Genomic DNA, 26423 nt, shown 5'->3' with positions numbered 1-26423 from the left:
GGCCTCAGTTCGCGTAGAGATCGACGTAGTCGTGCACCGGCATGGCTTCGAGCCGCGCCTGATCGAGCGAGACATCGAGGATCTGGCGCTGGCGCTTCTCGACGAAACGGCGCGCGAGATTGGTGCGGAACTTGGCCTCGAGCAGCGGGATGCCATCACCCCGGCGGCGCTTGTGGCCGATCGGGTATTCCACCACCAGTTCGGGCAGCACCGTCCCGTCATTCAGCGTGATCGTCATGGCGTTGGCGATCGAGCGCTTTTCCGGATCATGATAATCGCGGGTGAAAGCAGGATCCTCGACGCATTCGATCTTGTCGCGGAGCGCGTCGATGCGTGGGTCGGCGGCGATATCATCTTCGTAATCGCCTGCGGTAAGCCGTCCGAAGACCAGCGGCACCGCCACCATGTACTGGAGGGTGTGGTCGCGATCGGCCGGGTTATGCAGCGGCCCGCGCTTGTCGATGATCCGGATGCAAGCCTCGTGCGTACGGACGCGGATCGAAGCAATGTCGTCGCTGCTGCGGCCGATCTTCTGGAGATGGGCCTGCAGCGTCATCGCGGCTTCGACGGCCGTCTGCGCATGGAACTCGGCCGGATAGGAAATCTTGAACAGCACATGCTCCATGACATAGGAGCCGTAAGGCCGCTGGAACTTGAATTCCTGGCCGCGGAATGAGGAATCGTAGAAACCCCAGGTCTTCGCCGTCAGGGCCGAGGGGTAGCCCATCTCGCCAGTCCGGGCGATCAGGGCGAGCCGCACCGCCCGACTCGTCGCATCTCCGGCCGCCCAGCTCTTGCGCGAGCCCGCATTCGGTGCGTGGCGATAGGTTCGCAGGGCCTGCCCATCGACGAAGGAAAGTGACAGCGCATTGACGATCTCTTCGCGGTTCAGGCCGAGCAGCCCGGCGACCACTGCCGTCGAAGCGACCTTGACCAGAATGACATGGTCGATCCCAACCTTGTTGAACGCATTTTCCAGCGCGAGACAGCCCTGGATCTCATGGGCCTTGATCATCGCGGTCAGCACGTCGCGCATGGTCATCGGCGGCCGTCCGGAGGCAACTGCGGTCCGTGACAGCCAGTCGGCCACGGCCAGGATGCCGCCGAGATTATCCGACGGGTGGCCCCATTCCGCAGCGAGCCAGCAATCGTTGAAATCGAGCCAGCGGATCATCGTCCCGATATTGAACGCCGCCTGGACCGGATCAAGCTGATAGGGCGTGCCGGGCACGCGCGCGCCGTTCGGAACCACAGTCCCCGGCACGACCGGGCCAAGCAGCTTGGTGCAGGCCGGGTACTCCAAAGCCTCGAGCCCGCAGCCGAGCGTGTCGAGCAGGCAGTTGCGGGCGGTCTCGTATGCCAGCGAACTGTCGACACGATCGTTCAGGACGTAATCGGCGATATCGACGAGCACGCCATCCGGAGCGGGGCGTTCATTGTTGTTGAATCGAGCCATGGACGGGCATTTCCTCACGCCGATCCGGCTGGTCGCCTAGCGCCGCCGGAGATTTATTGTCGACATATGTTTCATGTGAACGGCTGAAACGCAAGCTTCAGACCGCACAAAATGAAATACTGTCGACAATAATTGAGCGCTACCCGATATACCCTCTCCGCTGCCGGTCCTCCTCCTGATTGAGGGCCTTGCGGGTCGGAGCCCTCTCACATCACTGCGCGCAGTGTTCCAGGTCGACCTTGGGAAGTCGGCGTAAGATTCAGGAAATCCAAGGAATCAGAGCAGGATGCAGCCGCAACAACGGCGGCTGCATCGAAGCCCTCAGGGCCGTTTCGGGATATCGAGCCCGCGCTGGACGGCAGGGCGCGCAAGCCCACGCTCCAGCCAGGCCGGCACATGCTTCAGGCTGGAATAGTCGACGAGTTCGCCCGCACCATAGAATCCAACGAGGTTGCGGACCCAGCCGAGCAGGGAAATGTCGGCGATGGTGTAGGCATCGCCCATGATCCAGTCGCGACCGGCGAGACGCGTCTCGAGCACGCCGAGCAGACGCTTGCTCTCGGCCGCGTAGCGGTCACGCGGACGCTTGTCCTCGTATTCGCGCCCGGCGAACTTATGGAAGAAGCCGAGCTGACCGAACATCGGCCCGACCGCAGCCATCTGGAAGAACACCCACTGGATGGTCTCGTAGCGCTCCGCCAGATTGGACGGCAGGAACTTGCCTGCCTTCTCCGCGAGATAGATCAGGATCGCCCCTGACTCGAACAGGCCGATCGGCTTGCCGCCCGGGCCATTGGGATCGATGATCGCAGGGATCTTGCCATTCGGATTGAGGGACAGGAATTCCGCAGTCCAGGTCTCGTTCTGCCCGATATTGATCGTATGCGGCTCATAGGGCAGCCCGGTCTCCTCCAGCATGATCGAGACCTTCACGCCATTCGGCGTCGGCAACGAATAGAGCTGGATGCGGTCGAGATGCTGGGCCGGCCAGCGCTGGGTGATCGGGAAGGCAGAAAGATCGGACATCCGGGGCTCCATAGGCTCGAATCAGGCACCCGGGAACAGATTCCCGCGGCACTGCGCGACCCTACCCAGATTCCCCCGGTGTCAATGCGACGATTTCGTGAGCTGTTACCAGGTCCGTCCCCGCATCCTGACCCGTTCGAGCGCAAAGCCCCGCTGCTCCATTGCCACCTGGTCCTGCGCCCAGACGGCCGAAGGCTCGAGTTCGAGCGCAATGGCAGGAAGATTGAGCTCACCGGCGAGAGTATTGGCGAAACGCATCAGGGCATCGATCAGGACGGTCCCGGGCAGGCGCACCGAGGCCAGTTCGGAGACGTTGAGCGTCGCCTCGCGGGAAAGGGGCTGGGCGATCTCATAAGCGAAGATCCCGTGGATGCAGCGACGCCGGTCATATAGGGCAATCAGACCGCGCTCCTGGCCCGTTTCCTTCTCGTAGCGACGCAGGTAAGCGGCCCAGTCACTGATACTGAGGCCCGGGTTCGCCATCGCCATCAATGCATAGGCTGCCTGTGCCTGCTGCGATGTGACGCGTACCGCCTCGAAAATATCTTCCATTACGATTGCCGAACTGCTGAGCGGAGATATGTCAGCAGAGTTGAACACCCGATCTTCTGCATTGATGCAGATCAAGGAGCGCCCTCGCCCTCCCGGCTAGGGTTTGAATGACTGGGAACAAGGTGTGATGCTCCCTTGTTCACGGAGGTACGAACGCGTGGACTGCCAGCAGGCCGCTTGCGGCAATGATTCAAGACGAGACAGCGGATGCCTTGCCTGCAAGGTCCGCCTCGCGAGCGTGTGCGCATCGCTATCCGTCGAGGAACTAGAAGAGCTCGACGCTCTCTCCCATCACACCTCGTTCGATGCCAAGGAAACGGTCTTCGTTCAGGACCATCCCGCGCATTCGGTCTACAACATCATCGAAGGCATGGTGCGGCTCTACAAGCTGTTGCCGGATGGACGCCGGCAGATCATCGGCTTTGCCCTGCCGGGAGATTTCCTCGGATTGGCGATGCGCGATGCCTTCGGCTTCTCGGCCGATGCGGTCGACTCAGTGTCGGCCTGCGCCTTCTCGCGTTCGGCCTATGCCTCGCTGGTCAATGCCAAGCCGCATCTGCTGCGTCGCCTTCATGAGTTCGCCACCCATGAACTTACGCTGGCCCAGGAGCAGATGATGCTGCTCGGCCGCCGCAGCGCAGAAGAGCGGGTCATCTGCTTCCTGCTCACCATGCGCGACCGCTGGGCCAAGCTCGGCAAGCCGTCAGTGACCGTGCCGCTGCCGATGAGCCGCCAGGACATCGCTGATTTCCTCGGGCTGACGATCGAAACGGTGAGCCGCACCTTCACCAAGCTCGCTAAGGACAAGACGATCCTGATCGTGCCGGACGGCGTGCGCCTGCTCAACACCGGCCATATGGAAATGGTCGCAGCGGCCTGATCGCAGCTCCCGCAGCTCCTGAGGGCGCCGTCCAATCGGCGCCCTTGCTGATTCCGCAGTGCAGCAAAGGAGCCTTCGTCGGATCGCGTTGATCTGCATCAAGGCCCCTCCCGCTCCGCTTCGCTAACGCTCTCGATTGGCAGCATTGATGCGCTGCAGCAAACGAGGGCTGGCCATGGCGGCGACAGGGTATCCGATCAGGCGCGCGACGACGGGAGAAATGGGGGGCCTCGTATTGGCGGCCGGCTGCGTGCTGCCGCTTATCGTCATCGCCGCCCTGACACCCGATCCCGCCTATGCCTTCCATATCGGCCTCGCGGCGGTCGCCTCGCTTGTCGCGGTGTTCCTGATCGGCAATCGCTGCTTCAGTCCGGCGCCGAGCCCTGCACCGCAGGAGATCGACGGCAAGCCGAACTACAATATGGACCCGGTCAAGTTCGCGACCGTGGCCGCAATGGTCTGGGGCATTGCCGGGTTCACCGTCGGCCTGATCATCGCGCTTCAGCTCGCCTTTCCCGACCTGAACTTCGACCTGCCCTGGACGAATTTCGGCCGGATGCGCCCGCTTCACACCTCGGCGGTGATCTTCGCCTTCGGCGGAAATGTGCTGATCGGCACGTCCTTCTATGTCGTGCAGCGCACCTCGCGGGCGCGTCTGGCCGGTGACATCGCGCCGTGGTTCGTCGTCCTGGGCTACAACTTCTTCATAGTGCTCGCCGGCACCGGCTATCTGCTCGGCATCACTCAGGGCAAGGAATACGCCGAGCCCGAATGGTATGCCGATCTCTGGCTGACCATCGTCTGGGTGGTCTATCTGCTGGTGTTCCTTGCGACCTTGGCCAAGCGCAAGGAGCCGCACATCTATGTGGCGAACTGGTTCTATCTCGGCTTCATCCTGACGATCGCCGTCCTGCATATCGGCAATAATCTGGCCCTGCCGGTCTCGCTCCTCTCACCGAAATCCTATGTCGTCTGGTCGGGCGTCCAGGATGCGATGTTCCAGTGGTGGTACGGCCACAACGCGGTCGGCTTCTTCCTCACCGCCGGCTTCCTCGCGATCATGTACTATTTCGTGCCGAAACGTGCCGATCGGCCGGTCTACAGCTACCGCCTCTCGATCATCCATTTCTGGGCGCTGATCTTCCTCTACATCTGGGCCGGCCCGCACCACCTGCACTACACCGCCCTGCCCGACTGGGCGCAGACCCTCGGCATGACCTTCTCGATCATGCTCTGGATGCCGTCCTGGGGCGGCATGATCAACGGGCTGATGACGTTGTCCGGCGCCTGGGACAAGCTGCGCACTGACCCTGTGCTGCGCATGATGGTGGTCTCGCTCGCCTTCTACGGCATGTCGACCTTCGAAGGTCCGCTGATGTCGATCAAGGCGGTGAACTCGCTCTCCCACTACACCGACTGGACGATCGGGCATGTCCATTCCGGTGCGCTTGGCTGGGTCGCCTATATTTCCTTCGGCGCGATCTACTGCCTCGTGCCGTGGCTGTGGAACCGGCGTGAGCTGTATTCGTTGAAGCTCGTCAACTGGCACTTCTGGATCTCGACGCTCGGAATCGTCTTCTACATCTCCGCGATGTGGGTCTCCGGCATCATGCAGGGCCTGATGTGGCGCGCCTACACCTCGCTCGGCTTCCTCGAATACTCCTTCATCGAAACCGTGGCTGCGATGAAGCCCTACTACGTCATCAGGGCGCTCGGTGGCGGGCTCTTCCTGACCGGGGCGCTGATCATGGCCTTCAATCTCTGGATGACGGTCAGGCACGGCACGGTCGACGCCCCGAGCGATGACCATGCGCTGCAGCCGCAGCTCGTCCCCGCGCAGTAAGGAACGCTCAGATGTCGAGCATTGAAAACCCGGCACCGCGCAAGTCGCTCTGGCTCAAGCACAAGATCTTCGAGACCAACTCGATCATCCTGGTCATCGGCGTGCTCCTGGTGATCTCGGTCGGCGGTCTCGTCGAGATCGCCCCGCTCTTCTACCTCCGCAACACGATCGAGAAGGTCGATGGCATGCGGCCCTATACGCCGCTGGAGCTCGCCGGCCGCGACATCTATGTCCGCGAGGGCTGCTACAACTGCCATAGCCAGATGATCCGGCCGTTGCGCGACGAGATCGAGCGCTACGGGCCCTACTCGCTGGCGGCCGAGAGCATGTATGACAAGCCCTTCCAGTGGGGCTCGAAGCGGACAGGTCCGGACCTCGCCCGCGTCGGCGGCAAATATTCCGACGAATGGCAACTCGGCCATCTCAACCAGCCGCGCGCGCTGGTGCCGCAGTCGATCATGCCCGGCTACCCGTTCCTGGCGAAGACCGAGCTTCGGTTCGGCGACATCGCCGATCACCTGCGCGCCAATCGCGGCGGCGGCGTGCCCTATACCGACGAGATGATCGCACAGGCCGCGAGCGACCTCGAGGCCCAGGCCACTCCCGACCACCCGAAGGCGGCCGAACTCGAAGCGCGCTATCCCAAGGTCCAGATCCGCGATTTCGACGGCGATCCCAAGCGGGTCACGGAAGCCGACGCGCTGATTGCCTACCTGCAGGTCCTCGGCACGCTCGTCGACTTCAAGCTCTACGACACCAAGGCCAACATCCGTTGAGCGAGGGCACCATGGATTCGACCTACCATTGGCTCGCGGGCTTCGCCCAATCCGCCGGCCTTCTCTACTTCGTCGGCACCTTCCTGGCCATTTGCCTCTACGCACTCTGGCCGAGCAACCGCGCGCGCTTCGACGAGGCCGCCCGCACTCCCCTGCGGGAGGACTGAGCCATGAACAAACATCACGACCCTGCCTCGGAATTCGATGCCGCCACCGGCCAGTCGACCACCGGTCACGAGTGGGACGGCATCCGCGAACTCAACACGCCGCTGCCGCGCTGGTGGCTCGGCATCTTCTACGCCACGATCATCTGGTCTGTCGGCTACTGGGTCATCTACCCGGCCTGGCCGCTGCTCACCGACGCGACCAGGGGCGTCATCGGCTACGCCTCGCGACAGGAGATCGAGGACGATCTCGTGGTCATGCGCAAGGATCGAGCCGCGCTGGCCAGCGGCCTCGCCGAAGCCTCGCTCGAGCAGATCAAGGCCGACCCCGCCCTGTTTCGCATCGCCACGGCACAGGGCAAGGCCGCCTTCGGCGACAATTGCGCCGCCTGCCACGGCGTCGGCGGCAGCGGCGCCAAGGGCTACCCCAACCTGAATGACGACGAGTGGCTCTGGGGCGGCTCGCTTGCCGCGATCCAGACCACGCTGCAGCACGGCATCCGCGTCGCCGGCAACAACGACACCCGCGTCAGCCAGATGCCGGCCTTCGGGCGCGACGGCATGCTGAAGAGGGACGAGATCAGCGCGGTCGCCAATCACGTGCGCGAACTGGCTGGGCTGTCGACTGCACCCAAGGCGGACCTCGCACTCGGCCGCAAGCTCTTCGCCGATAATTGCGCGGCCTGCCATGGGCCTGCCGGCAAGGGCAATCAGGAGCTCGGCGCGCCGAACCTGACCGACGCCATCTCGCTCTACGGCATGGATCTCGCGTCCCTGACCGAGACCATCACCAACAGCCGCAACGGCGTCATGCCCGCCTGGGGCCAGCGTCTCGACCCGACCACGATCAAGGCGCTGACCGTCTATGTCCACTCGCTCGGCGGAGGCCAATGACATGGCACTCGCGGAAAGCGAAGACGCTCCGCTCTTCGCACCGTCGAAGAAGGTTTACCCACAGAGCGTGTCGGGCCCGTTCCGGCGCGCCAAGTGGCTCATCCTCGTCCTCTGCCTCGGCATCTACTATCTCCTGCCCTTCCTGCGTTGGGACCGCGGCCCCAACCTGCCGAACCAGGCAGTGCTCGCCGACATCGCCAATAACCGCTTCTATTTCTTCTTCATCGAAATCTGGCCGCAGGAGGTCTATTACTTCACCGGCCTGCTGATCCTGGCCGCCTTCGTTCTGTTCCTGATGAATGCCGTCGCAGGCCGGGTCTGGTGCGGCTATCTCTGCCCTCAGACTGTCTGGACCGACCTCTTCCTCGCCGTCGAACGCGCTTTCGAGGGCGACCGGCGCGAGCGGATGAAGCGTGACGAGGGTCCCTGGACCGCCGACAAGCTCGCCCGGAAGACCGGCAAGCACCTGGTCTGGCTCGTGATCGCCTGGTGGACCGGCGGCGCCTGGGTGCTCTATTTCGCGGATGCGCCGACCCTCGTGCGGGAACTCGCGACCTTCACGGCACCGCTCTCGGCCTATGTCTGGATCGGCATCCTGACCTTCACCACCTATGCGCTCGCCGGGATCATGCGCGAGCAGGTCTGCACCTTCATGTGCCCCTGGCCGCGCATCCAGGCGGCGCTGACCGATGACGACGCCCTCAATGTCACCTATCGCTATGATCGCGGCGATCCGCGCGTCTCGGTCAAGCAGGCCACGCGCCTGCGTGCCGCCAACGAGCCGGCTGGCGACTGCATCGACTGCTTCCAGTGCGTCGCGGTCTGCCCGACGGGTATCGACATCCGCGATGGCTCGCAGATGGACTGCATCCAGTGCGGCCTGTGCATCGATGCCTGCGATACGGTCATGCTCAAGATCAACCGCCCGGCCGGGTTGATTGCTTATGACACCGACGACAACGTCAAGCGGCGGATCGCCGGCCAGAAGCCGGTCTATCGCCTGATCCGCGCCCGCACCCTGATCTACACCGCGCTGATCGGGCTCGTCGGCGGAGCCATGATCTACCAGCTCGCAACCCGCAGCACGGCGGGAATCTCCGTGCTGCACGAACGCACACCTCTCTTTGTGACGCTCAGCGACGGCTCGATCCGCAACGCCTACACAATCCGCCTGCTGAACAAACGTCCGGATTCCCGCCCCTTCGCGCTCACCGTCGCCGGCCTGCCCGGTATCCGGGTCGAGACCGTCGGAACCCAGGCGACGGCCGATCTCCGTCCGATCATCACGGTCGACCCCGATTCCTCGCGCGAGATCCGCGCGCTGGTCACGGTTCCGGCCGGCATTCCTCTCGACAAATCCCAGACGATCACCTTCACCGCCTCCGACCTGTTCGCCGGCGAGGTCGTGACGGCCCGGGATCATTTCATCGCTCCCTAGAGAACGCATCATGACCTGTTGCGGAGGCTTCATCATGCCGATCGACTTTCCAGCCCCACCGGCGCCGGCTCGGCGCCGGCCCTTCGAGCTCAGCGGGCGTGCCGTGCTCTTCGGCATGATCGGCTTCTTCATCGTGGTCGCGGGCGTCAATGGCGTGATGATGGTCTCGGCCATCAGGACGATGCCCGGAGCCGATGTGAAGAGCGCCTACGAGACCAGCCAGCGCTTCAACAGCGAGATCGCGCGCATGCAGGCGCAGGCCGCACGCGGTTGGCTGGCCCAGACCGAGATCGTGCGTGCCGGCACCGATGCGATCGTCTCGCTTGCGCTGAAGGACAAGGCGGGCACAGCCGTGACCGGACTTGCAGTCGAGGCGAAGCTCCAGCACCCGGCGACGCGGCAGCAGGACCACGACGTGACACTGACCGAAACAGCGCCGGGCCAGTACAGCGCCAAGGTGCCCGCCCTGCATGCCGGCGCCTGGACCCTGGTGGTCGAGGCAACGCGCGGTGGCGATGCGGTCTTCTCCTCACGCAGCCGCATCATGCTGAAGGACTGATCTCATGGCCGCGCAGCAGGATCTCTCCGTCTTCGTCCGCCATCGCGAAAGCGGGATCGCGGGCATGGAACTCGCGGTGGAGAACATCCGCTGCGCCGGCTGCATGCATGCGATCGAGAACGGCCTTGCCCATGAGGCCGGTATCCTCAGCGCCCGCGTCAATCTCGCGCTGAAGCGCGTCACGGTGGAATGGACGGAGGGCGCACTGCGCCCAGAGGCCGTGATCGAGCGCCTTTCCCGGCTCGGCTTCAAGGCCTACCCCTTCCTGCCCGCCTCCGGGCGGGAGGACGACACAAGCGAGGAAAGGCGGCTGCTGCGCTATCTCGGCGTCGCCGGCTTCGCCTCGATGAACATCATGCTGCTCTCCGTCTCGGTCTGGTCGGGCAATAGCAGCGACATCAATCCGGTCACGCGCGACTTCTTTCACTGGCTCTCGGCCCTGATTGCCCTGCCGACCGCAGCCTATGCCGGCCGCCCCTTCTTCGAGAGTGCGCTCCGGGCTCTGCGCGCCGGCGCGGTCAACATGGACGTGCCGATCACCCTTGGCATCGTGCTCGCGCTCGGCATGTCGGTGGTGGTGACCTGGAACCACGCCGAGCATGCCTATTTCGACGGCGCGGTGATGCTGATCTTCTTCCTGCTGATCGGGCGCTATCTCGACCAGCTGATGCGCCGCCGCACACGCGACCTCGCTGGCAATCTTGCTGCGTTGAAGGCCGAAACCGCGACCCGGCTGATGCCGAATGGCGAGGCGATGGTGACGCCGATCGCGGCCATCGTGCCCGGCGACCGTGTCCTGATCCAACCAGGCGAGCGCGTCAGTGTCGATGGCATCATCGAGACCGGCTCTTCCGAAATCGACCAGAGCCTCGTCACCGGTGAAACCCTGCCGCATGCCGTCATGGCCGGCGCGCAGGTCTATGCCGGTACCGTGAACCTCTCCGGAGCGCTGACCGTCAAGGTCGAGGCTGCCGCCAGCGGCACGCTGCTCGACGAGATCGATGCCCTGATGGCGCGCGCGGTCGAAAGCCGCTCCCGCTATGTCAAGCTTTCCGATCGGGCCGCGAGGCTCTACGCCCCTCTCGTCCACGCTACGGCGTTCGCGACCCTGCTGGGCTGGATCGCCTTCGGCCTGCCCTGGCCCGAAGCGCTGATCATCGCCATCACCGTCCTGATCATCACCTGCCCCTGCGCCTTGGGGCTGGCGATTCCGGCCGTGCAGGTCGTTGCCGCCTCGGCCCTGTTCAAGCGCAAGGTCATGTTGAAACAGGGTGATGCGCTGGAGCGCCTCGCCGAGGCCGATATCGCTGTCTTTGACAAGACCGGCACGCTCACCTTGCCGGACCCCGATCTGGTCAATGGCGATGAGATCGACGCCGCAACCTTGCAGGCCGCCGGCCGATTGGCAGCCGCGAGCCGCCACCCCCTCGCCCGCGCCATCGCCCGTGCCGCCGGCCATCCTGTTCCGACGAGCGATGTCAGCGAAAATCACGGCGCAGGCCTGAGCGCGATCGTGGATGGGATCGAGACCCGTCTCGGCAGCGTCGCCTATTGCGAGGCCGGGGCCGAAGCCGCCATCGTCGCCGCGCACCATCCAGCCGCCTCCCTGATCGCCTGGCGCCATGGAGATGACTGCGCCGTCTTCGCGGTCGACCAACAAATCCGGCCGGAGGCACGCGACTGCATCGCAGCGCTGCGCGAGCTTGGTCTCGAGATCCGCATCCTCTCCGGAGACCGAAGCGAAGCTGTCGCGCCGGTCGCCTCGGCCCTCGGCATCACGGAGGCCGAGTCCGGCCTGCGCCCCGACGAGAAGCTCAAGGCCCTCGATCGGCTCAGCGCCAAGGGGCGCAAGGTGCTGATGATCGGGGATGGGCTCAACGACGCCCCAGCCCTTGCCAAGGCCCATGTCTCGATCTCGCCGATCAGCGCCACCGACCTGGCGCAGGCCTCGGCCGACATCGTCTTCATCGGCGACAGCCTGATGCCGGTCGCAGACAGCCTGCGGATCGCTCGCCGGGCCCGCAACCTCATGCTGGAAAACCTCTGGTTTGCGGTGCTTTACAATGCCGTCGCGGTGCCGATTGCCGTCGCGGGTTTCGCGACGCCGCTGGTCGCAGCCGTCGCGATGTCGGGCTCTTCGCTGGTGGTCACGCTCAACGCACTGCGCGCCGGTCGCGGCCTGCCGCGGCAGAATACGGGAGTGGCGTCATGAATATCCTGGTGATCCTGTTCCCCCTGGCGCTCGGTCTCGGACTGCTGGGGTTGGCTGCCTTCTTCTGGTGCATGCGCACCGGCCAGTTCAGTGATCTCGAGGGACCGAGCTGGCGCATCCTGAGGGATGACGACCTGCGATCGCCTGGCGACACCCGCATCAACGATCATTGACGCAGCAGCCATTCCGCCCTTACCTCGCCGGCGACGGTTCCCTTAGGGGATCAAAAGGGAATGCGGTGCGGATGGTTCGCCATTCAATGCCGTAGCTGCCCCCGCAACTGTAAGCGGCGAGCCTTTCGCCACACGCCACTGGGGCCCTCGGACCTGGGAAGGCGGCGTCAAGGCACCGACCCGCGAGCCAGGAGACCTGCCGTCAGCCGTGGTCACACGCGAACACGTTCGGACGGGGTGTTTCGATCGCTTGTTGAACCGCACGCTGGCTAAGGGCAGCGGGTGGGGCCTCGCGTTCGCGGTGACGTGCCACTGACGTCAACGCCCGAGGTCCCATCGTGATCCGCCCTCCCAAGGTTGCCCGGCGCAGCCGGCTTCTCATCGCCCTGCCGCTCCTCGTCTCCGCCGGCTCCCTCCCCGCCAGCCAGACCTGCGCCCAGTCAGCCACCGAATCGATTGCCCTCGACGAAATCGTCGTCAGCGCCACGGCCCGGCCCACGCCAGCCCGCGAAATCGCCAATTCCGTGACGGTCATCACCGCCGGCGATATCGAGCGCGAGCAACGCCGGACCCTGCCGCAGGCGCTGGCCGCCGTTCCCGGCCTCAATGTCGTGCAGACCGGCGGGCCGGGCGGGCTGACCTCGGTCTTCATCCGCGGCACCAACTCCAACCACGTCAAGGTGTTGATCGACGGCATCGAGGCCAACGACCCGGCGACCCCGAACCGCTCCTTCGATTTCGGCTCGATGCTGACCGACGACATCGAGCGCATCGAAGTGCTGCGCGGACCGCAAAGCGGCCTCTACGGCGCCAACGCGCTGGGCGGCGTCATCTCGATCACCACCAAGCGCGGCGAGGGTTCGCCGAAGCTGACGGCCCGCGCCGAGGCCGGCTCATATGGCACCTTCAACCAGGCGGTCGGCCTCAGCGGCGGCGATGATCGTTTCAACTACGCCCTCAGCATCGCCCATTTCAAATCGGATTCGACCCCGGTGACGCCTCCCGGGCTCGTTCCACCCGGACGCCGCAGCAACCCGAATTCCTACGACAACTGGACCTATTCGGCCCGGTTCGGCGTCGCGCTGTCCGATACGCTGTCGCTGAACTGGGTCGGCCGGTACACTGACGGCTACCTGCTCTTCACCGGCGATTCCGGCTTTCCGAGCACGCCCAGCGGCTTCCGCAGCAGCCAGGACTACAAGCAGGCCTTCACCCGCGGAGAGGTCGTCTGGGACCCGCTTGGTGGGCGCTTCGTCAATCGCTTCGGCCTGTCCTACAGCAATCAGGACCGCACCGGCCGCACGCCGAATGCGATTGGTATCCTCGGCCTGCCGACGGAAAACCTCGGCGAGCGCACCAAGGTCGACTGGCGCGGCGACCTGGAGCTGATGAAGGGGCAAACCCTGGTGATGGGCCTGCAATATGAGCGCGAACGGCTGGAAACCCGCGCGCTCACGGCATCCAACGGCAATACGGGCGCCTTTGCCGAACTGCAGTCGAATTTCGGCGACCGGCTCTTCATGGTCTCGAATATCCGCTACGACGATGACGAGACCTTCGGCGGCCACACGACGTATCGCTTCGCGCCGGCCTATATCGTGCCGGGGACCGAAACCAAGCTGAAGGCAAGCTACGGCACGGGGTTCAAGGCGCCGACGTTGAGCGAGCGCTTCAGCGATTTTCGCCCGGCCTCCAACTTCTTCGGCAATCCCAACCTGAAGCCGGAGGAAAGCCGCGGTTGGGATCTCGGCTTCGAGCAGCCCTTGCTCGCCGACAAGGTCCGTTTCGGCGCCACCTATTTCCACAACGACATCGAGAACCTGATCGTCACCAACGTGGCGCGGGACTCCTATGCCAATATCGGCAAGGCCACGACCAAGGGTGTCGAAGCCTTTGCCGCGCTCGAAATCTCGCCGCAGTTCAAGGTGCGGGCCGACTACACCTTCACCATCGCCAAGGACGACATCGCCCGGCAGGAACTGCTGCGCCGTCCCCGTCACAAGGCCAGCGTGACGGCGAGCTGGACTCCGGTTGACAAGCTCACCCTTTCGGCGACGCTGATCTATGTGGGTGAGCGCGTCGACGGAAACCGTGACTTCTCGATCTCGCGCATGCGGGCGCCGGGTGCGGCCATCGTCAATCTCGCCGCCGAGTACCAGGCGACGGACAGGCTCAGTGTCTTCGGTCGCATCGATAACCTGCTGGACAAGCGCTACGAGAACCCGGTCGGCTTCTTGGTGCCGGGTCTGAGCGCTTATGGCGGTCTGAAGGTAACGCTGTGAGGCGTTGGGCGGCCCGTGCGATGACCGGCAGCGCCGTTCTGGCGCTTGGCCTCTTTCTCGGTTTCGGCGGCCTGACGGCCGCCGAAACGCCGGCCAAGCCATCCCGCATCGTCTCGCTGAACATGTGCACGGACGAACTGGTGCTTCGGCTCGCCGAGCGCGACCGCATCGCCTCGATCACCTGGCTCTCGCAGGACCCGCGCAACGCCAACATGGCCGAGATTGCCAGGACCATTCCGGCCAATCACGGCCTCGTGGAGGAGGTGCTGAGCTACAAGCCGGACCTGATCATCGCCGGCGCCTATACGACGCGCAGCACCGTCGCGTTGCTGAAGAAGGCGGGCGTACCGGTCCGCGAGTTCGGGGTGCCGCGCAATCTCGCTGAAATGCGTGCCCAGATCGCCGAGATGGCGGCCCTGCTCGGCGAGGCGGAACGCGGCGCGGCCCTGATCGCTGCGATAGACCAACGCCTCGAGGCACTCGCGGCGAGCCCAATCGCCGGCCATCCCAGGGCGCTGGTCCTACGGCCGAACGGCTTCACGGTCGGGCGCGGCTCCCTGGTGGACGAGATCCTGACCCGCGCCGGCCTGACCAATCTCGCCGCCGAACTCGGCGTCGACAACTACGGCCAGATCGCGCTGGAGACGGTCGCACTCGGGCAGGCCGACATGCTGATCCTCAACACCACGCCGGGCGGGCCGCCCTCGCTCGCCCATGAGATCCTTCATCATCCGCTCCTGGCGAAGCTCGGCGAGCGGGTCAGGCTCGTCGCCCTCCCCTCGAAACTCTGGACCTGCGCCGGACCGGCCGTGCTCGATGCGATCGAGTTGCTTGCCGCCTCCCGCAGGCAAGGATCGCGCTCATGACACTGGCGGTTCAGGACAGGTTGCGGGCTACGACGCCGAAGCTGGCGCGGCTCATTCTCGTGCTGGCCCTGTTGATGCTGGCCATGATGCTCGTTTCGATGGCCGTGGGTTATGCTCCGCTCGACATCAAGGCCGCCCTCGCCGACGCCCTTGCCGGGCGGAAGACCCTGCCGGCGCTCGTCCTTGTCGAACTCCGCCTGCCGCGCGCGCTGCTCGGCGCGCTTGTCGGTTTCAGTCTCGGGCTTGCGGGCGCCGCCATGCAGGGCCTGCTGCGCAATCCCCTTGCCGAACCCGGAATCCTCGGAATTTCGAGCGCCGCCGCCTTCGGCGCAGTCGTGGTCTTTTACAGCGGCTTGTCAGCGACGATGGCGCTCGCCCTCCCCTTGGGCGGCATGGCCGGCGCCGCAATGGCGACGCTTCTGCTCTACGCCTTCCTGGGGCGCGGCGCCGGAACGATGACGCTGATCCTCGCCGGTGTCGCGATCAACAGCTTCGCCGGTGCGATGACCGCGCTTGCGCTCAACCTCGCGCCAAATCCCTACGCCGCACTGGAAATCGTATTCTGGCTGATGGGCTCGCTCGCGGACCGCAGCCTGCTCCATGTCTGGCTCGTGCTGCCACCGATGCTCCTCGGCTGGCTGCTGCTGCTTTCGACGGCGCCTGCCCTCGACGCCCTCACCCTCGGCGAGGACACGGCTAAGAGCCTCGGCTTCGACCTGACCTGGCTGCGCGCCCGGCTGATCGGCGGAGCCGCGCTCGCCGTCGGCAGCGCGGTCGCGGTCACCGGTGCGATCGGCTTCGTCGGCCTCGTCGTGCCGCATCTGCTGCGTCCGCTGGTCGGCAACCGGCCGGGCCGGCTGCTGCTCGTCAGCGGCTTCGGCGGAGCAATCCTGACGCTCGCCGCCGATACCGCGCTGCGCCTCGCCCCGATCCGACCCGAGCTGAAGCTCGGCGTGGTCACCGCGCTGATCGGAGCACCCTTCCTGTTCCACCTGATCCATCGCCTGCGGCGGGACGTCTGATGAAGATCGAAGCCTCGGGGATCTCGCTCGCGCTCGGTGGGAAGCCGATCCTGCGCGATATCGATATCGCGCTCTCGGCAGGCGAAATGGTCGGGCTGATCGGCCCCAACGGCGCCGGCAAGACGACCTTGCTGCGCGTGCTCACCGATCTCGTTGCGCCCGATTCCGGCGAGGTGCGCTATGATGGTTTGTCGGTTCGGAGCCTCGGGCGCAAGGAACTGGCGCGGCGCATCGCCTTCCTTGCGCAAGGTGGCGCAGTGCACTGGTCGATGCGCGCACAGGCCCTTGTCGGACTTGGCCGACTGCCGCATCGCCGGCCCTTTGCCGGGGAGAACGAGGCCGATCGCGCCGCAGTTGCGCGCGCCATGGCAGCGGCCGACGCCACCGCGTTTGCCGACAGGACAGTCGAGACCCTCTCGGGCGGAGAGCGCATGCGCGTGCTGCTGGCCCGCGCGCTCGCCGTCGAGGCGTCGATCCTGCTCGCCGACGAACCTCTCGCCGCGCTCGACCCGCTGCACCAGCTCGAAGTCATGGAGCTTCTGCGCCGGACCGCTGCCGGCGGCACCGGCGTGGCGGTCATCCTGCATGACCTGACCCTGGCCGCGCGTTTCTGCGATCGTCTCATCCTGCTCGATCGCGGCAGGCTCATTGCCGATGGTTCTCCCGCAACCGTCCTCAACGACGCCAATCTTGCTGCTGTCTTCGGCATCACCGCGGCCCGCGGCTCGGAAGTCGGCGCACCATACCTGCTGCCCTGGCGGCGCCTCACATCGGAACAGTCGTGACATGACAGCCCCTGACGACATTCGCGCGCTCCTGCGCGCCCATCTCGCCGACCCCGCCTCCCAGTGGAATCTCGGTACCTTTGGCGCCATTGCCGAGTTCATGCGCGATTCGAACGAACCTGTTGAGCATACTGATAAGACTCATCTCCTTGCGGCCACGACTGCGCGCGGCGGCATTGGCTTCGGCGACCTGACCGGCGTGACGCCCTTCGCGTCAGAATCCGCGACCGGCCAGGGCTGGAACCACCGTATCGCGCTCTGCCTGCCGCAGACCGCCTGCGCGATGAACCGGCGCACGGCCTTGACCGAACTCGGCCCCGACGGCGACGCGCTGCGCGAGCAGGATCGCGAGGGCCTCCTCTTCGACATGGGCCTCGATACCTTGCAGGTCGATATCTGCATCCGAACCAGCGCTCCGGCGCTGATCGACGCCTTGCGTGCCGCATGCGGCCGCCCGCTTTTCGAGGCCGGCAACGCCGCCATGGCTGCGATCGTCGCAGCCGGGCCGCATCGCGTCTTCATCACGCGCTTCGGCCGTTGCGAAGTCTACCAGCCAATCCCTCCGGCAGATGGCAAGAGCCCCGAGGGGCCCCATACCCATGTCCTGCCCAAGCTGATGCGCTCCGGCCGGACGCATGCCGCCACGGAGCTCGTCCCGGCGGGCCTCGTGCCCTGTGCTCATCTCGTGCCGGCGCATCCGGTCAAGGATGCGATGGGCCGGCCGACGCCTTTCGATGCGACCGTCCAGGAGCAGTTCCAGGACCTGCTGGTGCGCTATGGCGATGCCGAACTGGTCCGGCTGAAGCAGAGCGTGCTCGCCGCCATTGCTGCAGGAGCCGCCCCCTCGACCGTTCCTGCCCCGCAGGATCGGTTTGCGCGTCACGCCGTACGGGCGACATTGCGCCAACTCGCGGCGTCCGGCGACGTCCTGCCCGGGCTTTCCACCTGGATCTCCGCTCATGACGAACGGCGGGCAGAGGATGCCGGGGCAGATGACGCTGGCGCGGATGACGCCGCCGATGCCTATGGCCATGCGAGCTGAGGGGCCGATGCTTCCCCCAGCCGGGCGCCGTTCTCCCGCAAGGTCCCCGAACTCATGCGGCAGGAGGCGATCCCCTGCGGCTTCTCCCCTCCAGATCGCTTGCAGACTGTGCAGGATCTCGTCGCCATAGCAGCGATTGAGCGAGCTCCCGTCGATGCTGACGAGATGGCAATCCTGGCGGGTAGGCGAACGGTCCGAGGACCGCGCCGCTCGACGATGGCATTACCTCGATGCGGAGCGGCAACAACGAACTCGAGAACTGCGATGAGGACGCGATCTGCGCCGGAGACGGCCGCCCCTTCGCGCAAAGCCTTGGCCGCCCGGCGCAACCGATTCTGATGACGAAGCTTTCCTTCGAGACGCAGGCCTCCCACGCCCCCGGGAAACGCCCATCTGTCATCAGTCAGGGCGGTGGGCGGGCATTGCGCACGACGTTCAGACCTGGTCCGGCGACAATGAAGCGGCTTGGAAGACTCCGATGCTCTACGTTCAGCGTCGATCCACTTCGGACAGGCGCGGTAAGCGCTCCCGCCCCAAAGTCAGCCTCGCGCGCCGGAGAGGATGATGCGCGATCCCTCGCGGTCTGCGCGTTCGAGGCGCTGACGAAACCCGCAGGCGCCGGTCTCGAACGAACGGGTCCGCTGCTCGCTCGCCGGCAGCGCCAGATTCCGGCCCAGCATCGTCCGTGCCGGTGAAAGGCCGAGCAGGCCGAGCACGGTCGGGCCGATATCGATGATGCCGCAGGCGCGGACATCCTTCACCCCGGGCTCGAAGCCGCCACCGCGGACGGCCAGAACGGTGTTGAGTTCGTGCCGGTTGAGTCCGCCATGCATGCCGCCGCCGACCGGCACATCGAACTTGGTCAGGAGCCCGAGCCCGGGATTGCCATAGCTGTCCGGCTCGTCGCCGGAGCGCAGGACGTAGATGAGATCGGGCTGGCGAGCATGGTCGAGATCGACCAGCGAGAGCGCAAAACTTCCCTCGCCCTCGCCCTCAACCTCGTTGCGGGCCTTCGAGAAGAGCATGCCCAGGAAGTCCTGCTCCCGGAGCCAGGCGGCAATCGCGTCGCGCCGGGTCGCTCCTCCCTCGAGGATGCGGATCTCCCCCATATTGCCGCCGGTCATCGAGAAGCTGGCGCCGGCCAGCGTCCGCTCGGCGGCACGGCGACCGGCATGGCCTTGCCCACGCAGCAACTCGGAGAGAGCGAGCTCGCCCTTGGTCGAGATCTGGCCGTGATCCGAGGCCGCGATGACGGCATAGCGCTCGGCATCGGGCTGCCCCTCGATCCATTCCAGCAGCCTGCCGAAGGCGGCATCGACATGTCTGAGCACCGAAAGCGTCTCGGGCGAGCCGAGAAAGCGGTAATGGAAGGAGGTGTCGGGCTCATTGAACCAGATCAGCGCGACGTCGGGCTTCATCTCGGCCAACACATGCTCGCGCAGCACCCGTTCCGCGTAGTCGATTTCCTCGAAGCGCGGCAGGCTGCGCGGCGGCAGCGCCCCGAAGCGCGCGACGACTTCGTCCACCGCTTCCGGCGTCTGGCTGTGCTCGCGGCCGAGGATCGAGAAGGTCCAGTGGCCGTTGGCCCTGGCACGCGGATTGATCAGATAGGCAGAGCCGGCCGAGCCGGTATGGACCACGGCGAGCCGCTTGCCGGCCTTCGCCAGCACATCGCCGAAGCTCTCCGCCTCGACCAGGCCTCCACCGGTCGCAGCCTCCGCCAGCGCGATATCGTCGGCGCGGCTCATGTCGAGCGCATGCTCGAGAGTCACCTCGGGAAACAGGAAGGCGTTGCCGACGACGCCGTGCACCTTTGGCGGCGCGCCGGTTGCGATCGACGTGGTGGCCACGCGCGTCATCGACGGAAAGACGCTGCGCGCCTCGCGGAACCAGGTGCCCTGCCCTGTAAAACGCGCCAGATTCGGCATCAACTCCGGCCGGATGAAGTCGGGACGCAGGCCATCGAAGACGCAGATGACGACGCGGGCGGCTGCGGCCTTGGCGGGATCGCTCATGCGCTCTTCCTCAGGCCACTGGTCAGCGCCTGCACCGCAAGCGCCCGTGTTGCAGCCACGCACTCATCGGCCGCGTACCAGAAGCGAGGATTGAGCTCGATGTTGAAGAGGACGCCGTCCGGGAAGACACAGGCCTCCATCAGCTCCTGCCAGGGAATATCGCCCCAACCGACCGGCAGGTGCAGGTCACCATGTCCGAAGGCGAGCTTCTCGCTCAGGCTGTAGGTCTCGATCGCGTCAGCCCGGCCGAAGGAGTCGTGCACATGCAGATGCTTGGCGAGAGGGGCAAGCGCCTTGATCTCTGAGAGATAGTCGCCGCCGAAATAGCCCGTGCGCAAATAGGAATGGCTGAAGTCGAGCGTCGCCCAGACATGGGAATGGCCGATCTTTGTGAGTTCCTCGGCGAGCCGCGACGGCATCGAGGCATGCATCCTGCCATGGTGGCCGCCGAACATGGTCTCGACGCAAAGCAGCAACCCGAACTCGCGCGCCACATCCCCGGCCCTCGACAGCCATTCGCGCTGGCGATCATAGGCAGCCTCGACCACCTCGCCGGGCTGGGCCGGCATGACGCCGGAATGCATGACGTAATGCACGGCGCCAACCTCGGCTGCGACCTCGAGCGAGGCCTTGAGCACCTCGAAATGGCGCGGCAGCCGCGCGGGATCGTCGAAGAAATTGATCGCCAACGGACCATGCGCGGAATAGGCGAGCTTGCGCCCGGAACAGGCCCGCTTGAGCAGATCGAGATGCGGACGGCGGATGCGCCCCCCGATGATCAGGTCCATGTCGAAGATCGGCAACTCCGTGGACTCGACACCGAGCGTCTCGATCTTGTCGAGGATCGCGGCGAAATCGGAAAGGTCGCTCTTCGGGCGCGGAGCCGTGATGCCGAAACCGCGGACGCCATTGGAATGCATGTTGTCTCTCCAGGATCAGCGCAGGGTCGGATCGAGCCGGTCGCGCAGCCAGTCGCCGACGAGACTCACCGCCAGCGTCGTCAACACGATGGTGCCGGCTGGCGCGAGCATGATCCAGGGGGCACGGGTCAGATATTCGCGACCATAGCCGACCATGTTGCCGAGGCTCGTCATCGGTGGCTGAACACCGAGCCCCAGAAAGGACAACCCGCTCTCGAGCAGGATGACTTCGGGAAAGGTCAGCGTCATCGAGACGATCAGCGTCGAGGCGATGTTCGGCAGGATATGGCGCAGGTAGACGCGCGCTGGGCTTGCCCCGATCTGGCGTACCGCCCCGGCATAGCCCTGCGCGCCTGCCGAGATCGCCAGGCCGCGCGAGATACGGGCATAGCGCTCCCAGCCATAGAGCCCCATCAGCCCGATGAAGAGCGGCAGCGCATTGCCGAAGAAGGCAAGCACCGAGAGCGCCAGGATCAGGAAAGGCATGGCTGCCTGGAAATCGGCCAGCATCAGCACGAACTGCTCGACCCAGCCGCGGAAATGCGCAGCGAGAAAGCCCATCACCGTGCCGAACACCGCCGAGATCACGGTCGCACCGAAGGCGACCAGCAGCGAGATGCGGATCGAAACGATCAGGCGCGAGAGCACATCGCGGCCGAGTTCGTCCGTGCCGAGCCAGTGCAGCACATGGCCGGGCGGCGAAAGCCGATTGCGCAGGTCGTAGGCCGTGAAGCGATAGGGCGTGATCCAGTCCGCCGTCAGCGCCACGATCAGGATGAAGCCGATCCAGATCAGCCCGAACCAGACCAGCAGCGGGATGCGGCTCTTCCGCTGCGGAGCAGCCTTGTCGACGGAGGCAGGGGTGGCGCCGACGGCTGTGATATCGGCCATCTCAATGCGCTCCCGCCTTGGCGCCGCTGCGCAGGCGTGGATCGAGCACGCCGTAAAGCAGATCGACGATCAGATTGGCGCTGACCATGGTGATTGCGACCAGGAGGAGGATGCACTGCACGATGGCAAGATCGCGATTGGCGACCGACACCACCAGCAGCCGCCCGACGCCCGGCCAGGAGAACACGCTCTCGACCACCACCGCGCCGGCGATCAGGCTGCCGACCATGAAGCCGACGATGGTGACCGTCGGGACTGCCGCATTGGGCAGCGCGTGGCCGCGCACCACGGCCGGCCACGGCACGCCCTTGGCGCTGGCCGTACGGATATAGGATTGGCCGAGCACCTCGAGCATGGCGCTGCGGGTGAAGCGGGCAAGGACTGCCGCGCCGCCGATACCGAGCGTCAGCACCGGCAGGATGGCGTGGCGCCAGCTCTCCTGGCCGCCGGAGGGCAGCCAGCCGAGCTGGACCGAGAAGATCAGCACCAGGACCAGGCCGAGCACGAAGCTCGGCACTGTGAAGCCAGCGACTGCCGTGACCATGACGATGCGGTCGATCAGGCTGTCGCGGTGCAGGGAGGCATAAATGCCGGCAGGGATGCCGATGCCGAGCTTGAGGGCCAGCGCCGGCAGGGTCAGCGCCAGCGTGGCCGGGATGCGTTCGGCGACGAGTTCGAGAGCCGGCCGACCGTCGCGCATCGACTGGCCAAGCTCGCCCTGCCCGATCGCCGAGAAATAGCGGAGATATTGCAGCCAGATCGGATCATCGAGGCCCCAGGCCTTGCGGAAGGCGGCGATGGCCTCAGGCGGAGCATCCACGCTCATGATGATCAGAGCCGGATCGCCGGAAAGTCTCAGCACCACGAAGGCGAAGGTCACGACGAGGGCGACAGTCAGCGCCGCGCGCCCGAGACGCAGAAAGAAGAAACGCAGCATCAGCTCGCAGCCTTCAGGAAATTGGCCTGGTCATGGGCAACATGGCAGGCAGCAAGCCGGCCATCCGGCATCGGCTTCAGCAACGGGCTCTCGACCATGCAGCGCTCGCGCGCCGCATGGCAGCGGGGATGGAAGGCGCATCCGGAGGGGCGCGCCGCCGGGTTCGGCGGGTCGCCCTGCAGAACGATCCGGGGGCGTGCGCGGCGGCCCGGCACCGGTGCGGCCGAGACGAGTGCCTCCGTATAGGGATGCGCCGGATTGGAGAGCAGCAGATCGGCCTCTCCCTCTTCGACGATCCGGCCGAGATACATCACCGCGACGCGATGGCTGACCTGCCTGATCACCTTGAGATCATGGCTGATGAAGAGCAGACCGAGGCCGAGTTCCTCCTGGATATCGACCAGGAGATTGATCACCTGCGCCTGAATCGAGACGTCGAGCGCCGAGACCGGCTCATCGCAGACCAGGAGGTCGGGCTTGGTGGCGAGCGCGCGCGCGATCACGGCGCGCTGGCGTTGTCCGCCGGAGAGTTCATGCGGGTAGCGCCGGCCCTGGTCGGCGCGCAGGCCGACTGATTGCAGCAACGCGAAAGCCAGCGCCTCACGCTCCTTCGGCTCGCCGAACCCATGCACGTCGAAGGGCTCGCGCACCTGTTCGACGATCTGGAGGCGCCGGTCGAGCGCGCCCAGCGGATCCTGGTAGATCATCTGCATGCGCGCGCGCATCTGGCGCCAGGCCAAGGTGTCGGTCGCCGGCATGGGAGCGCCGTTGAACAGAACATCCCCCGCATCCGGCATCTCAAGCCCGAGTGCGAGCCTGCCCGTGGTTGATTTACCGGAGCCGGATTCGCCGACGAGGCCAAGTGTCCGGCCGCGTTCGACCGTCAGCGAGACGCCATCGACGGCGCGCACCTCGACGGAGCGGCCAAGCAGGCCTTTGCGCATGCCGTAGCAGCGCGTGACATTGCGCGTCTGAAGCAAGGGAGCGCTCATGCGTAAACCGGCTCCCGCGGGCGCACCGGTTCGGCCTGAAGCGCCTTGATGCAGGCCGCAAAGCGTCCCGGCGCCTTCCATGCCAGGGGCGGCACGCCAGCATCGCAGGCCTCCCCCCGTCGCGGGCAGCGTGGCGCGAAGGCGCAGCCGGGTGGCAGGTTCCAGGGCTCGGGCACATTGCCTTCGATCGGGTCGAGCCTGCGGCGCACGCCTTCCAGCGGCGGCAGTGCGGCGATCAAGCCCTGCGTGTAAGGATGCAGCGGCTCGTCGAACAGCGACTGAGCCTCGGCAGTCTCGATGATCCGCCCGGCATACATCACGCAGACCCGGTCGCAGGTCTGCGATATCACGCCGAGATCATGGCTGATCAGCACCAGCGCCATGTCGGTCTCGCGCCGGATCTTGGTCAACAGCTCGAGGATCTGCGCCTGGATGGTGGCATCGAGCGCCGTGGTCGGCTCATCCGCCACGAGCAGATCGGGTTTGCCGGCGAGCGCCATGGCAATCATCACGCGCTGATTCTGCCCCCCCGAGAGCTCATGCGGGAAGGCATCGAGCCGGCGCGCCGCGTCCGGAATCCCGACGAGATCGAACAGGCGTCTCGCCTCCGCCTTGATCGCCGCCCCGGAGAGGCCGCCATGCAGCGCCAGGGCCTCGCCCACCTGCTTGCCGAGGCGAAGAACGGGATTGAGCGCGCTCGCCGGATCCTGGAAGATCATGGCAATGCGCCCACCACGCACCGTGTCCAGCACGTTCGGTTCGGCGTCGATCAGCTCCGTGCTGCCCAGCCTGACATTGCCGGAGACGCTCGCCTTCTTCGGCAGGAGGCCGAGAGCGGCCAGCCAGGTCACCGATTTGCCGCAGCCGGACTCGCCGACCAGGCCGACCGCCTCGCCGCGAGCGACCGAGAGATCGATGCCGTGCAACACCTTCACGCCGTCGAAGGCGACCGTCAGTCCGTTGATCTCGACCAGCGGGTCGGCGACGCTGCCGAACCTGTCCAACATGGCGCTCACGAGCGGAACCCGCCCCAGTTGCGCGCACTGAAATCCATGACGAAGGACTGCGCCGCCTTCCACTGGATATCCCGGCGCTTCGCCGTGAAATTCGCGGTCTGGTGCAGCACCGTATAGGCGGGGTCCTCGCGCTCGCAGATTTCCAGGATGCGTCGGAACATCGCCTTGCGCCTGGCGCGATCAGTCGAGGTTTCAAGCTCGTCGGAAAGCTTGCCCATCTCGTCATTGCGCCATTCGCCGATCTGCCATTGCTGGCCGGTCGGGCCGTGCTGTGCAGTGATCGAGGCGACAGGATCGTTGAAGGCGGCGCTGTTCGACCAGTCGCGCACCGCCCGCGTCGGCCCCTTGGCGAGAACCTGCGGGAAGTTCTCCTTGCTTTCGATCTCGACGTTCAGGCCGATCTCGCGCCAGCTCTCGATCAGCACCTGCGCCGTCGAAACCTGGCCGGTATAGTAGTTGTTGAGTAGTCGATAAGGAATCGTGTCGCCCTTGTAGCCCGACTGCTTAACCAGTTCGCGGGCGAGCTTGGGATCGAAGGCCGGCACCGCCCAATCCTCGATGAACATGTCGCCGTAGAACTCCCATTGCAGCCCCTTGGGTACCCGGGTGCGCCCGCCCCAGAGCGCATCGACGATGGTCTGGCGGTCGATGGCATGGGTCATGGCCCGGCGCACCAGCGGGTTCTCGAGCTGGGGGTGGGTCTTGTCGAAGGTCGTCAGGCGGTGATTGGTGATCAGGCCACCGAGCACCTCATGACGCGGGTTCTTCTCGATCTCGCTGATCTGGTCAGGCGGGATATCGCAGGCAAAATCATACTCGCCCGAACGCAGGCCGTTGATGCGGGACGCCGTCTCCGGCACCTCCACGAAGCGGATCTGCCGCAGCGGCGGCCGGCCGCCCCAGTAGTCGTCATGCGCGACGAGCGTCAGCGACTGGTCGGGTTTGAACTCGGCGATCCCATAGGGGCCCGTGCCGACGGGCTTGCGCGCCCAGTCGAGCCAGCTTGCTGCTTCGGCGAAGGCCTTGCGCGAGACGATGATGCCGACATTGCGCGAGATGCGACCTTCAAGCGTCACATCCGGCGTCTTGTTGACGAAGCGAACCGTCCGCGGATCGACGATCTCGATCTTCTCGAAACCGGGGAAGGCTCGCTTGGCTACGGCCACCACCTCGGCGGGCGGCTGCTTGCCGGCGGCGCCTGCGGTCACGGAACCAAACAACCCTGCCGAGCCCGCCTGCCCCGCTCCGCCCCACATCCGCTCGGTGCCGAAGGAGAAGGCGACGTCCTCGGCGGTCATGGTCTCGCCGTTATGAAACTTGACGCCCTGGCGCAGTGTCAGCTCGACAGTGCGGTCGTCGATGCGGCGCCAGGCCGTGGCGAGGCCCGGCCGGAGCGACAGGTCGCCGCCCCAGTCGGTATCGATCAGGCTCTCGGCATAGCTGTAAAAGGTACGCGTGCCGACATTGGACTGCTCGCGCAGCGTTTCCAACGTGTTGGAATTGGCGATCTTCTGGACCGCGATGGTGATCGAGGGCCGATTGTCAGCCTGGGCGATCGCGAAGCGCGGCAGGATCAGGGCACCGGTCGAGGCCGCGCCGAGGCCAAGCGCATGGCGGCGTGTCAGATGGGTCAAGGAACCCTCCAGAAGTCATCGGAAACAGAAAACGGCGCGCCCTTTCGG

24 protein-coding genes and 1 riboswitch are annotated in these 26423 nt (G+C 65.6%); of the genes, 14 read left to right on the top strand and 10 right to left on the bottom strand.

Annotation, left to right across the window (positions count from 1 at the left end; translation table 11 throughout):
- Nucleotides 1-4 precede the first annotated feature (4 nt).
- The 3 genes from BIWAKO_RS21535 to BIWAKO_RS21525 form a co-directional block, all read right to left on the bottom strand.
- Nucleotides 5-1456 carry a bifunctional 2-methylcitrate dehydratase/aconitate hydratase gene (locus BIWAKO_RS21535; RefSeq protein WP_069880381.1) on the bottom strand — a complete coding sequence of 484 codons (1452 nt, stop codon included), beginning with the start codon at nucleotides 1454-1456 and terminating at the stop codon, nucleotides 5-7.
- Nucleotides 1457-1777: 321 nt separating this feature from the next.
- The gene (locus tag BIWAKO_RS21530; protein ID WP_069880380.1) at nucleotides 1778-2482 is read right to left on the bottom strand and encodes a glutathione S-transferase N-terminal domain-containing protein; all 705 of its coding nucleotides are present in this window, start codon (nucleotides 2480-2482) and stop codon (nucleotides 1778-1780) included.
- A 105-nt stretch (nucleotides 2483-2587) separates the two neighbouring features.
- Nucleotides 2588-3109 carry a hypothetical protein gene (locus BIWAKO_RS21525; protein WP_141740179.1) on the bottom strand — a complete coding sequence of 174 codons (522 nt, stop codon included), beginning with the start codon at nucleotides 3107-3109 and terminating at the stop codon, nucleotides 2588-2590.
- Between the two features lie 52 nt (nucleotides 3110-3161).
- Between BIWAKO_RS21525 and BIWAKO_RS21520 the strand changes: the two genes are divergently transcribed.
- The 14 genes from BIWAKO_RS21520 (at nucleotide 3162) to BIWAKO_RS21455 (ending at nucleotide 17970) form a co-directional block, all read left to right on the top strand.
- Entirely contained in the window at nucleotides 3162-3914 is a 753-nt protein-coding gene (locus BIWAKO_RS21520; RefSeq protein ID WP_074471594.1) for a helix-turn-helix domain-containing protein, read from the top strand.
- A gap of 175 nt (nucleotides 3915-4089) precedes the next feature.
- Nucleotides 4090-5757, top strand: coding sequence for a cytochrome-c oxidase, cbb3-type subunit I (gene ccoN, locus BIWAKO_RS21515; RefSeq protein ID WP_176733372.1), 1668 nt, complete (start codon nucleotides 4090-4092; stop codon nucleotides 5755-5757).
- Nucleotides 5758-5768: 11 nt separating this feature from the next.
- Entirely contained in the window at nucleotides 5769-6533 is a 765-nt protein-coding gene (ccoO, locus tag BIWAKO_RS21510; RefSeq protein ID WP_069880376.1) for a cytochrome-c oxidase, cbb3-type subunit II, read from the top strand.
- An 11-nt stretch (nucleotides 6534-6544) separates the two neighbouring features.
- The gene (locus tag BIWAKO_RS21505; protein ID WP_043235436.1) at nucleotides 6545-6700 is read left to right on the top strand and encodes a cbb3-type cytochrome c oxidase subunit 3; all 156 of its coding nucleotides are present in this window, start codon (nucleotides 6545-6547) and stop codon (nucleotides 6698-6700) included.
- 3 nt (nucleotides 6701-6703) lie between these two features.
- Nucleotides 6704-7591, top strand: a complete 888-nt coding sequence (gene ccoP, locus BIWAKO_RS21500) for a cytochrome-c oxidase, cbb3-type subunit III (protein ID WP_069880375.1) — start codon at nucleotides 6704-6706, stop codon at nucleotides 7589-7591.
- Nucleotide 7592: 1 nt separating this feature from the next.
- Nucleotides 7593-9029, top strand: coding sequence for a cytochrome c oxidase accessory protein CcoG (gene ccoG, locus BIWAKO_RS21495; RefSeq protein WP_141740178.1), 1437 nt, complete (start codon nucleotides 7593-7595; stop codon nucleotides 9027-9029).
- Nucleotides 9030-9063: 34 nt separating this feature from the next.
- Nucleotides 9064-9588: a FixH family protein gene (locus BIWAKO_RS21490; RefSeq protein ID WP_069882681.1), complete on the top strand. Its 525-nt coding sequence runs from the start codon at nucleotides 9064-9066 to the stop codon at nucleotides 9586-9588.
- A gap of 4 nt (nucleotides 9589-9592) precedes the next feature.
- On the top strand, nucleotides 9593-11800 hold the full coding sequence (locus BIWAKO_RS21485) for a heavy metal translocating P-type ATPase (RefSeq protein ID WP_069880373.1): 2208 nt from the start codon (nucleotides 9593-9595) through the stop codon (nucleotides 11798-11800).
- Nucleotides 11797-11973: a cbb3-type cytochrome oxidase assembly protein CcoS gene (gene ccoS / locus BIWAKO_RS21480; RefSeq protein WP_069880372.1), complete on the top strand. Its 177-nt coding sequence runs from the start codon at nucleotides 11797-11799 to the stop codon at nucleotides 11971-11973. The genes BIWAKO_RS21485 and ccoS overlap by 4 nt, the downstream gene beginning before the upstream one ends.
- A gap of 17 nt (nucleotides 11974-11990) precedes the next feature.
- Nucleotides 11991-12191, top strand: a riboswitch (cobalamin riboswitch).
- A 120-nt stretch (nucleotides 12192-12311) separates the two neighbouring features.
- Entirely contained in the window at nucleotides 12312-14255 is a 1944-nt protein-coding gene (locus BIWAKO_RS21475) for a TonB-dependent receptor plug domain-containing protein (protein WP_141740177.1), read from the top strand.
- 20 nt (nucleotides 14256-14275) lie between these two features.
- Nucleotides 14276-15121 (top strand): ABC transporter substrate-binding protein, encoded by an 846-nt coding sequence (locus tag BIWAKO_RS21470; protein ID WP_069880371.1) that lies wholly within the window; start codon nucleotides 14276-14278, stop codon nucleotides 15119-15121.
- Nucleotides 15118-16143, top strand: a complete 1026-nt coding sequence (locus BIWAKO_RS21465; protein ID WP_069880370.1) for a FecCD family ABC transporter permease — start codon at nucleotides 15118-15120, stop codon at nucleotides 16141-16143. The genes BIWAKO_RS21470 and BIWAKO_RS21465 overlap by 4 nt, the downstream gene beginning before the upstream one ends.
- The gene (locus BIWAKO_RS21460) at nucleotides 16143-16928 is read left to right on the top strand and encodes an ABC transporter ATP-binding protein (RefSeq protein ID WP_069880369.1); all 786 of its coding nucleotides are present in this window, start codon (nucleotides 16143-16145) and stop codon (nucleotides 16926-16928) included. The genes BIWAKO_RS21465 and BIWAKO_RS21460 overlap by 1 nt, the downstream gene beginning before the upstream one ends.
- A 1-nt stretch (nucleotide 16929) precedes the next feature.
- Nucleotides 16930-17970, top strand: a complete 1041-nt coding sequence (locus BIWAKO_RS21455; RefSeq protein ID WP_069880368.1) for a DUF6925 family protein — start codon at nucleotides 16930-16932, stop codon at nucleotides 17968-17970.
- Nucleotides 17971-18509: 539 nt separating this feature from the next.
- Here the strand turns inward: BIWAKO_RS21455 and BIWAKO_RS21450 are convergent.
- From BIWAKO_RS21450 to BIWAKO_RS21420, 7 genes are read right to left on the bottom strand one after another with little or no spacing between them, the layout of a single operon-like run.
- Nucleotides 18510-19985: an alkaline phosphatase family protein gene (locus BIWAKO_RS21450; RefSeq protein WP_069880367.1), complete on the bottom strand. Its 1476-nt coding sequence runs from the start codon at nucleotides 19983-19985 to the stop codon at nucleotides 18510-18512.
- Complete coding sequence (locus BIWAKO_RS21445) at nucleotides 19982-20905, bottom strand: sugar phosphate isomerase/epimerase family protein (protein ID WP_069880366.1); 924 nt, start codon at nucleotides 20903-20905, stop codon at nucleotides 19982-19984. Before BIWAKO_RS21445 ends, BIWAKO_RS21450 begins: the two co-directional genes overlap by 4 nt.
- Nucleotides 20906-20920: 15 nt before the next feature.
- Nucleotides 20921-21796: an ABC transporter permease gene (locus BIWAKO_RS21440; RefSeq protein WP_069880365.1), complete on the bottom strand. Its 876-nt coding sequence runs from the start codon at nucleotides 21794-21796 to the stop codon at nucleotides 20921-20923.
- Between the two features lies 1 nt (nucleotide 21797).
- Nucleotides 21798-22733: an ABC transporter permease gene (locus BIWAKO_RS21435; protein ID WP_069880364.1), complete on the bottom strand. Its 936-nt coding sequence runs from the start codon at nucleotides 22731-22733 to the stop codon at nucleotides 21798-21800.
- On the bottom strand, nucleotides 22733-23725 hold the full coding sequence (locus BIWAKO_RS21430) for an ABC transporter ATP-binding protein (RefSeq protein ID WP_069880363.1): 993 nt from the start codon (nucleotides 23723-23725) through the stop codon (nucleotides 22733-22735). Before BIWAKO_RS21430 ends, BIWAKO_RS21435 begins: the two co-directional genes overlap by 1 nt.
- The gene (locus BIWAKO_RS21425; protein ID WP_069882679.1) at nucleotides 23722-24732 is read right to left on the bottom strand and encodes an ABC transporter ATP-binding protein; all 1011 of its coding nucleotides are present in this window, start codon (nucleotides 24730-24732) and stop codon (nucleotides 23722-23724) included. The genes BIWAKO_RS21430 and BIWAKO_RS21425 overlap by 4 nt, the downstream gene beginning before the upstream one ends.
- Before the next feature lie 5 nt (nucleotides 24733-24737).
- Nucleotides 24738-26375, bottom strand: coding sequence for an ABC transporter substrate-binding protein (locus BIWAKO_RS21420; RefSeq protein WP_069880362.1), 1638 nt, complete (start codon nucleotides 26373-26375; stop codon nucleotides 24738-24740).
- Between the last annotated feature and the right edge of the window lie 48 nt (nucleotides 26376-26423).

This window comes from Bosea sp. BIWAKO-01 (assembly GCF_001748145.1).
In the GTDB taxonomy this organism is placed as follows: domain Bacteria; phylum Pseudomonadota; class Alphaproteobacteria; order Rhizobiales; family Beijerinckiaceae; genus Allobosea.
Note: the sequence above shows the minus strand (reverse complement) of the source record. Positions and strands in the feature narration are given on the sequence as shown.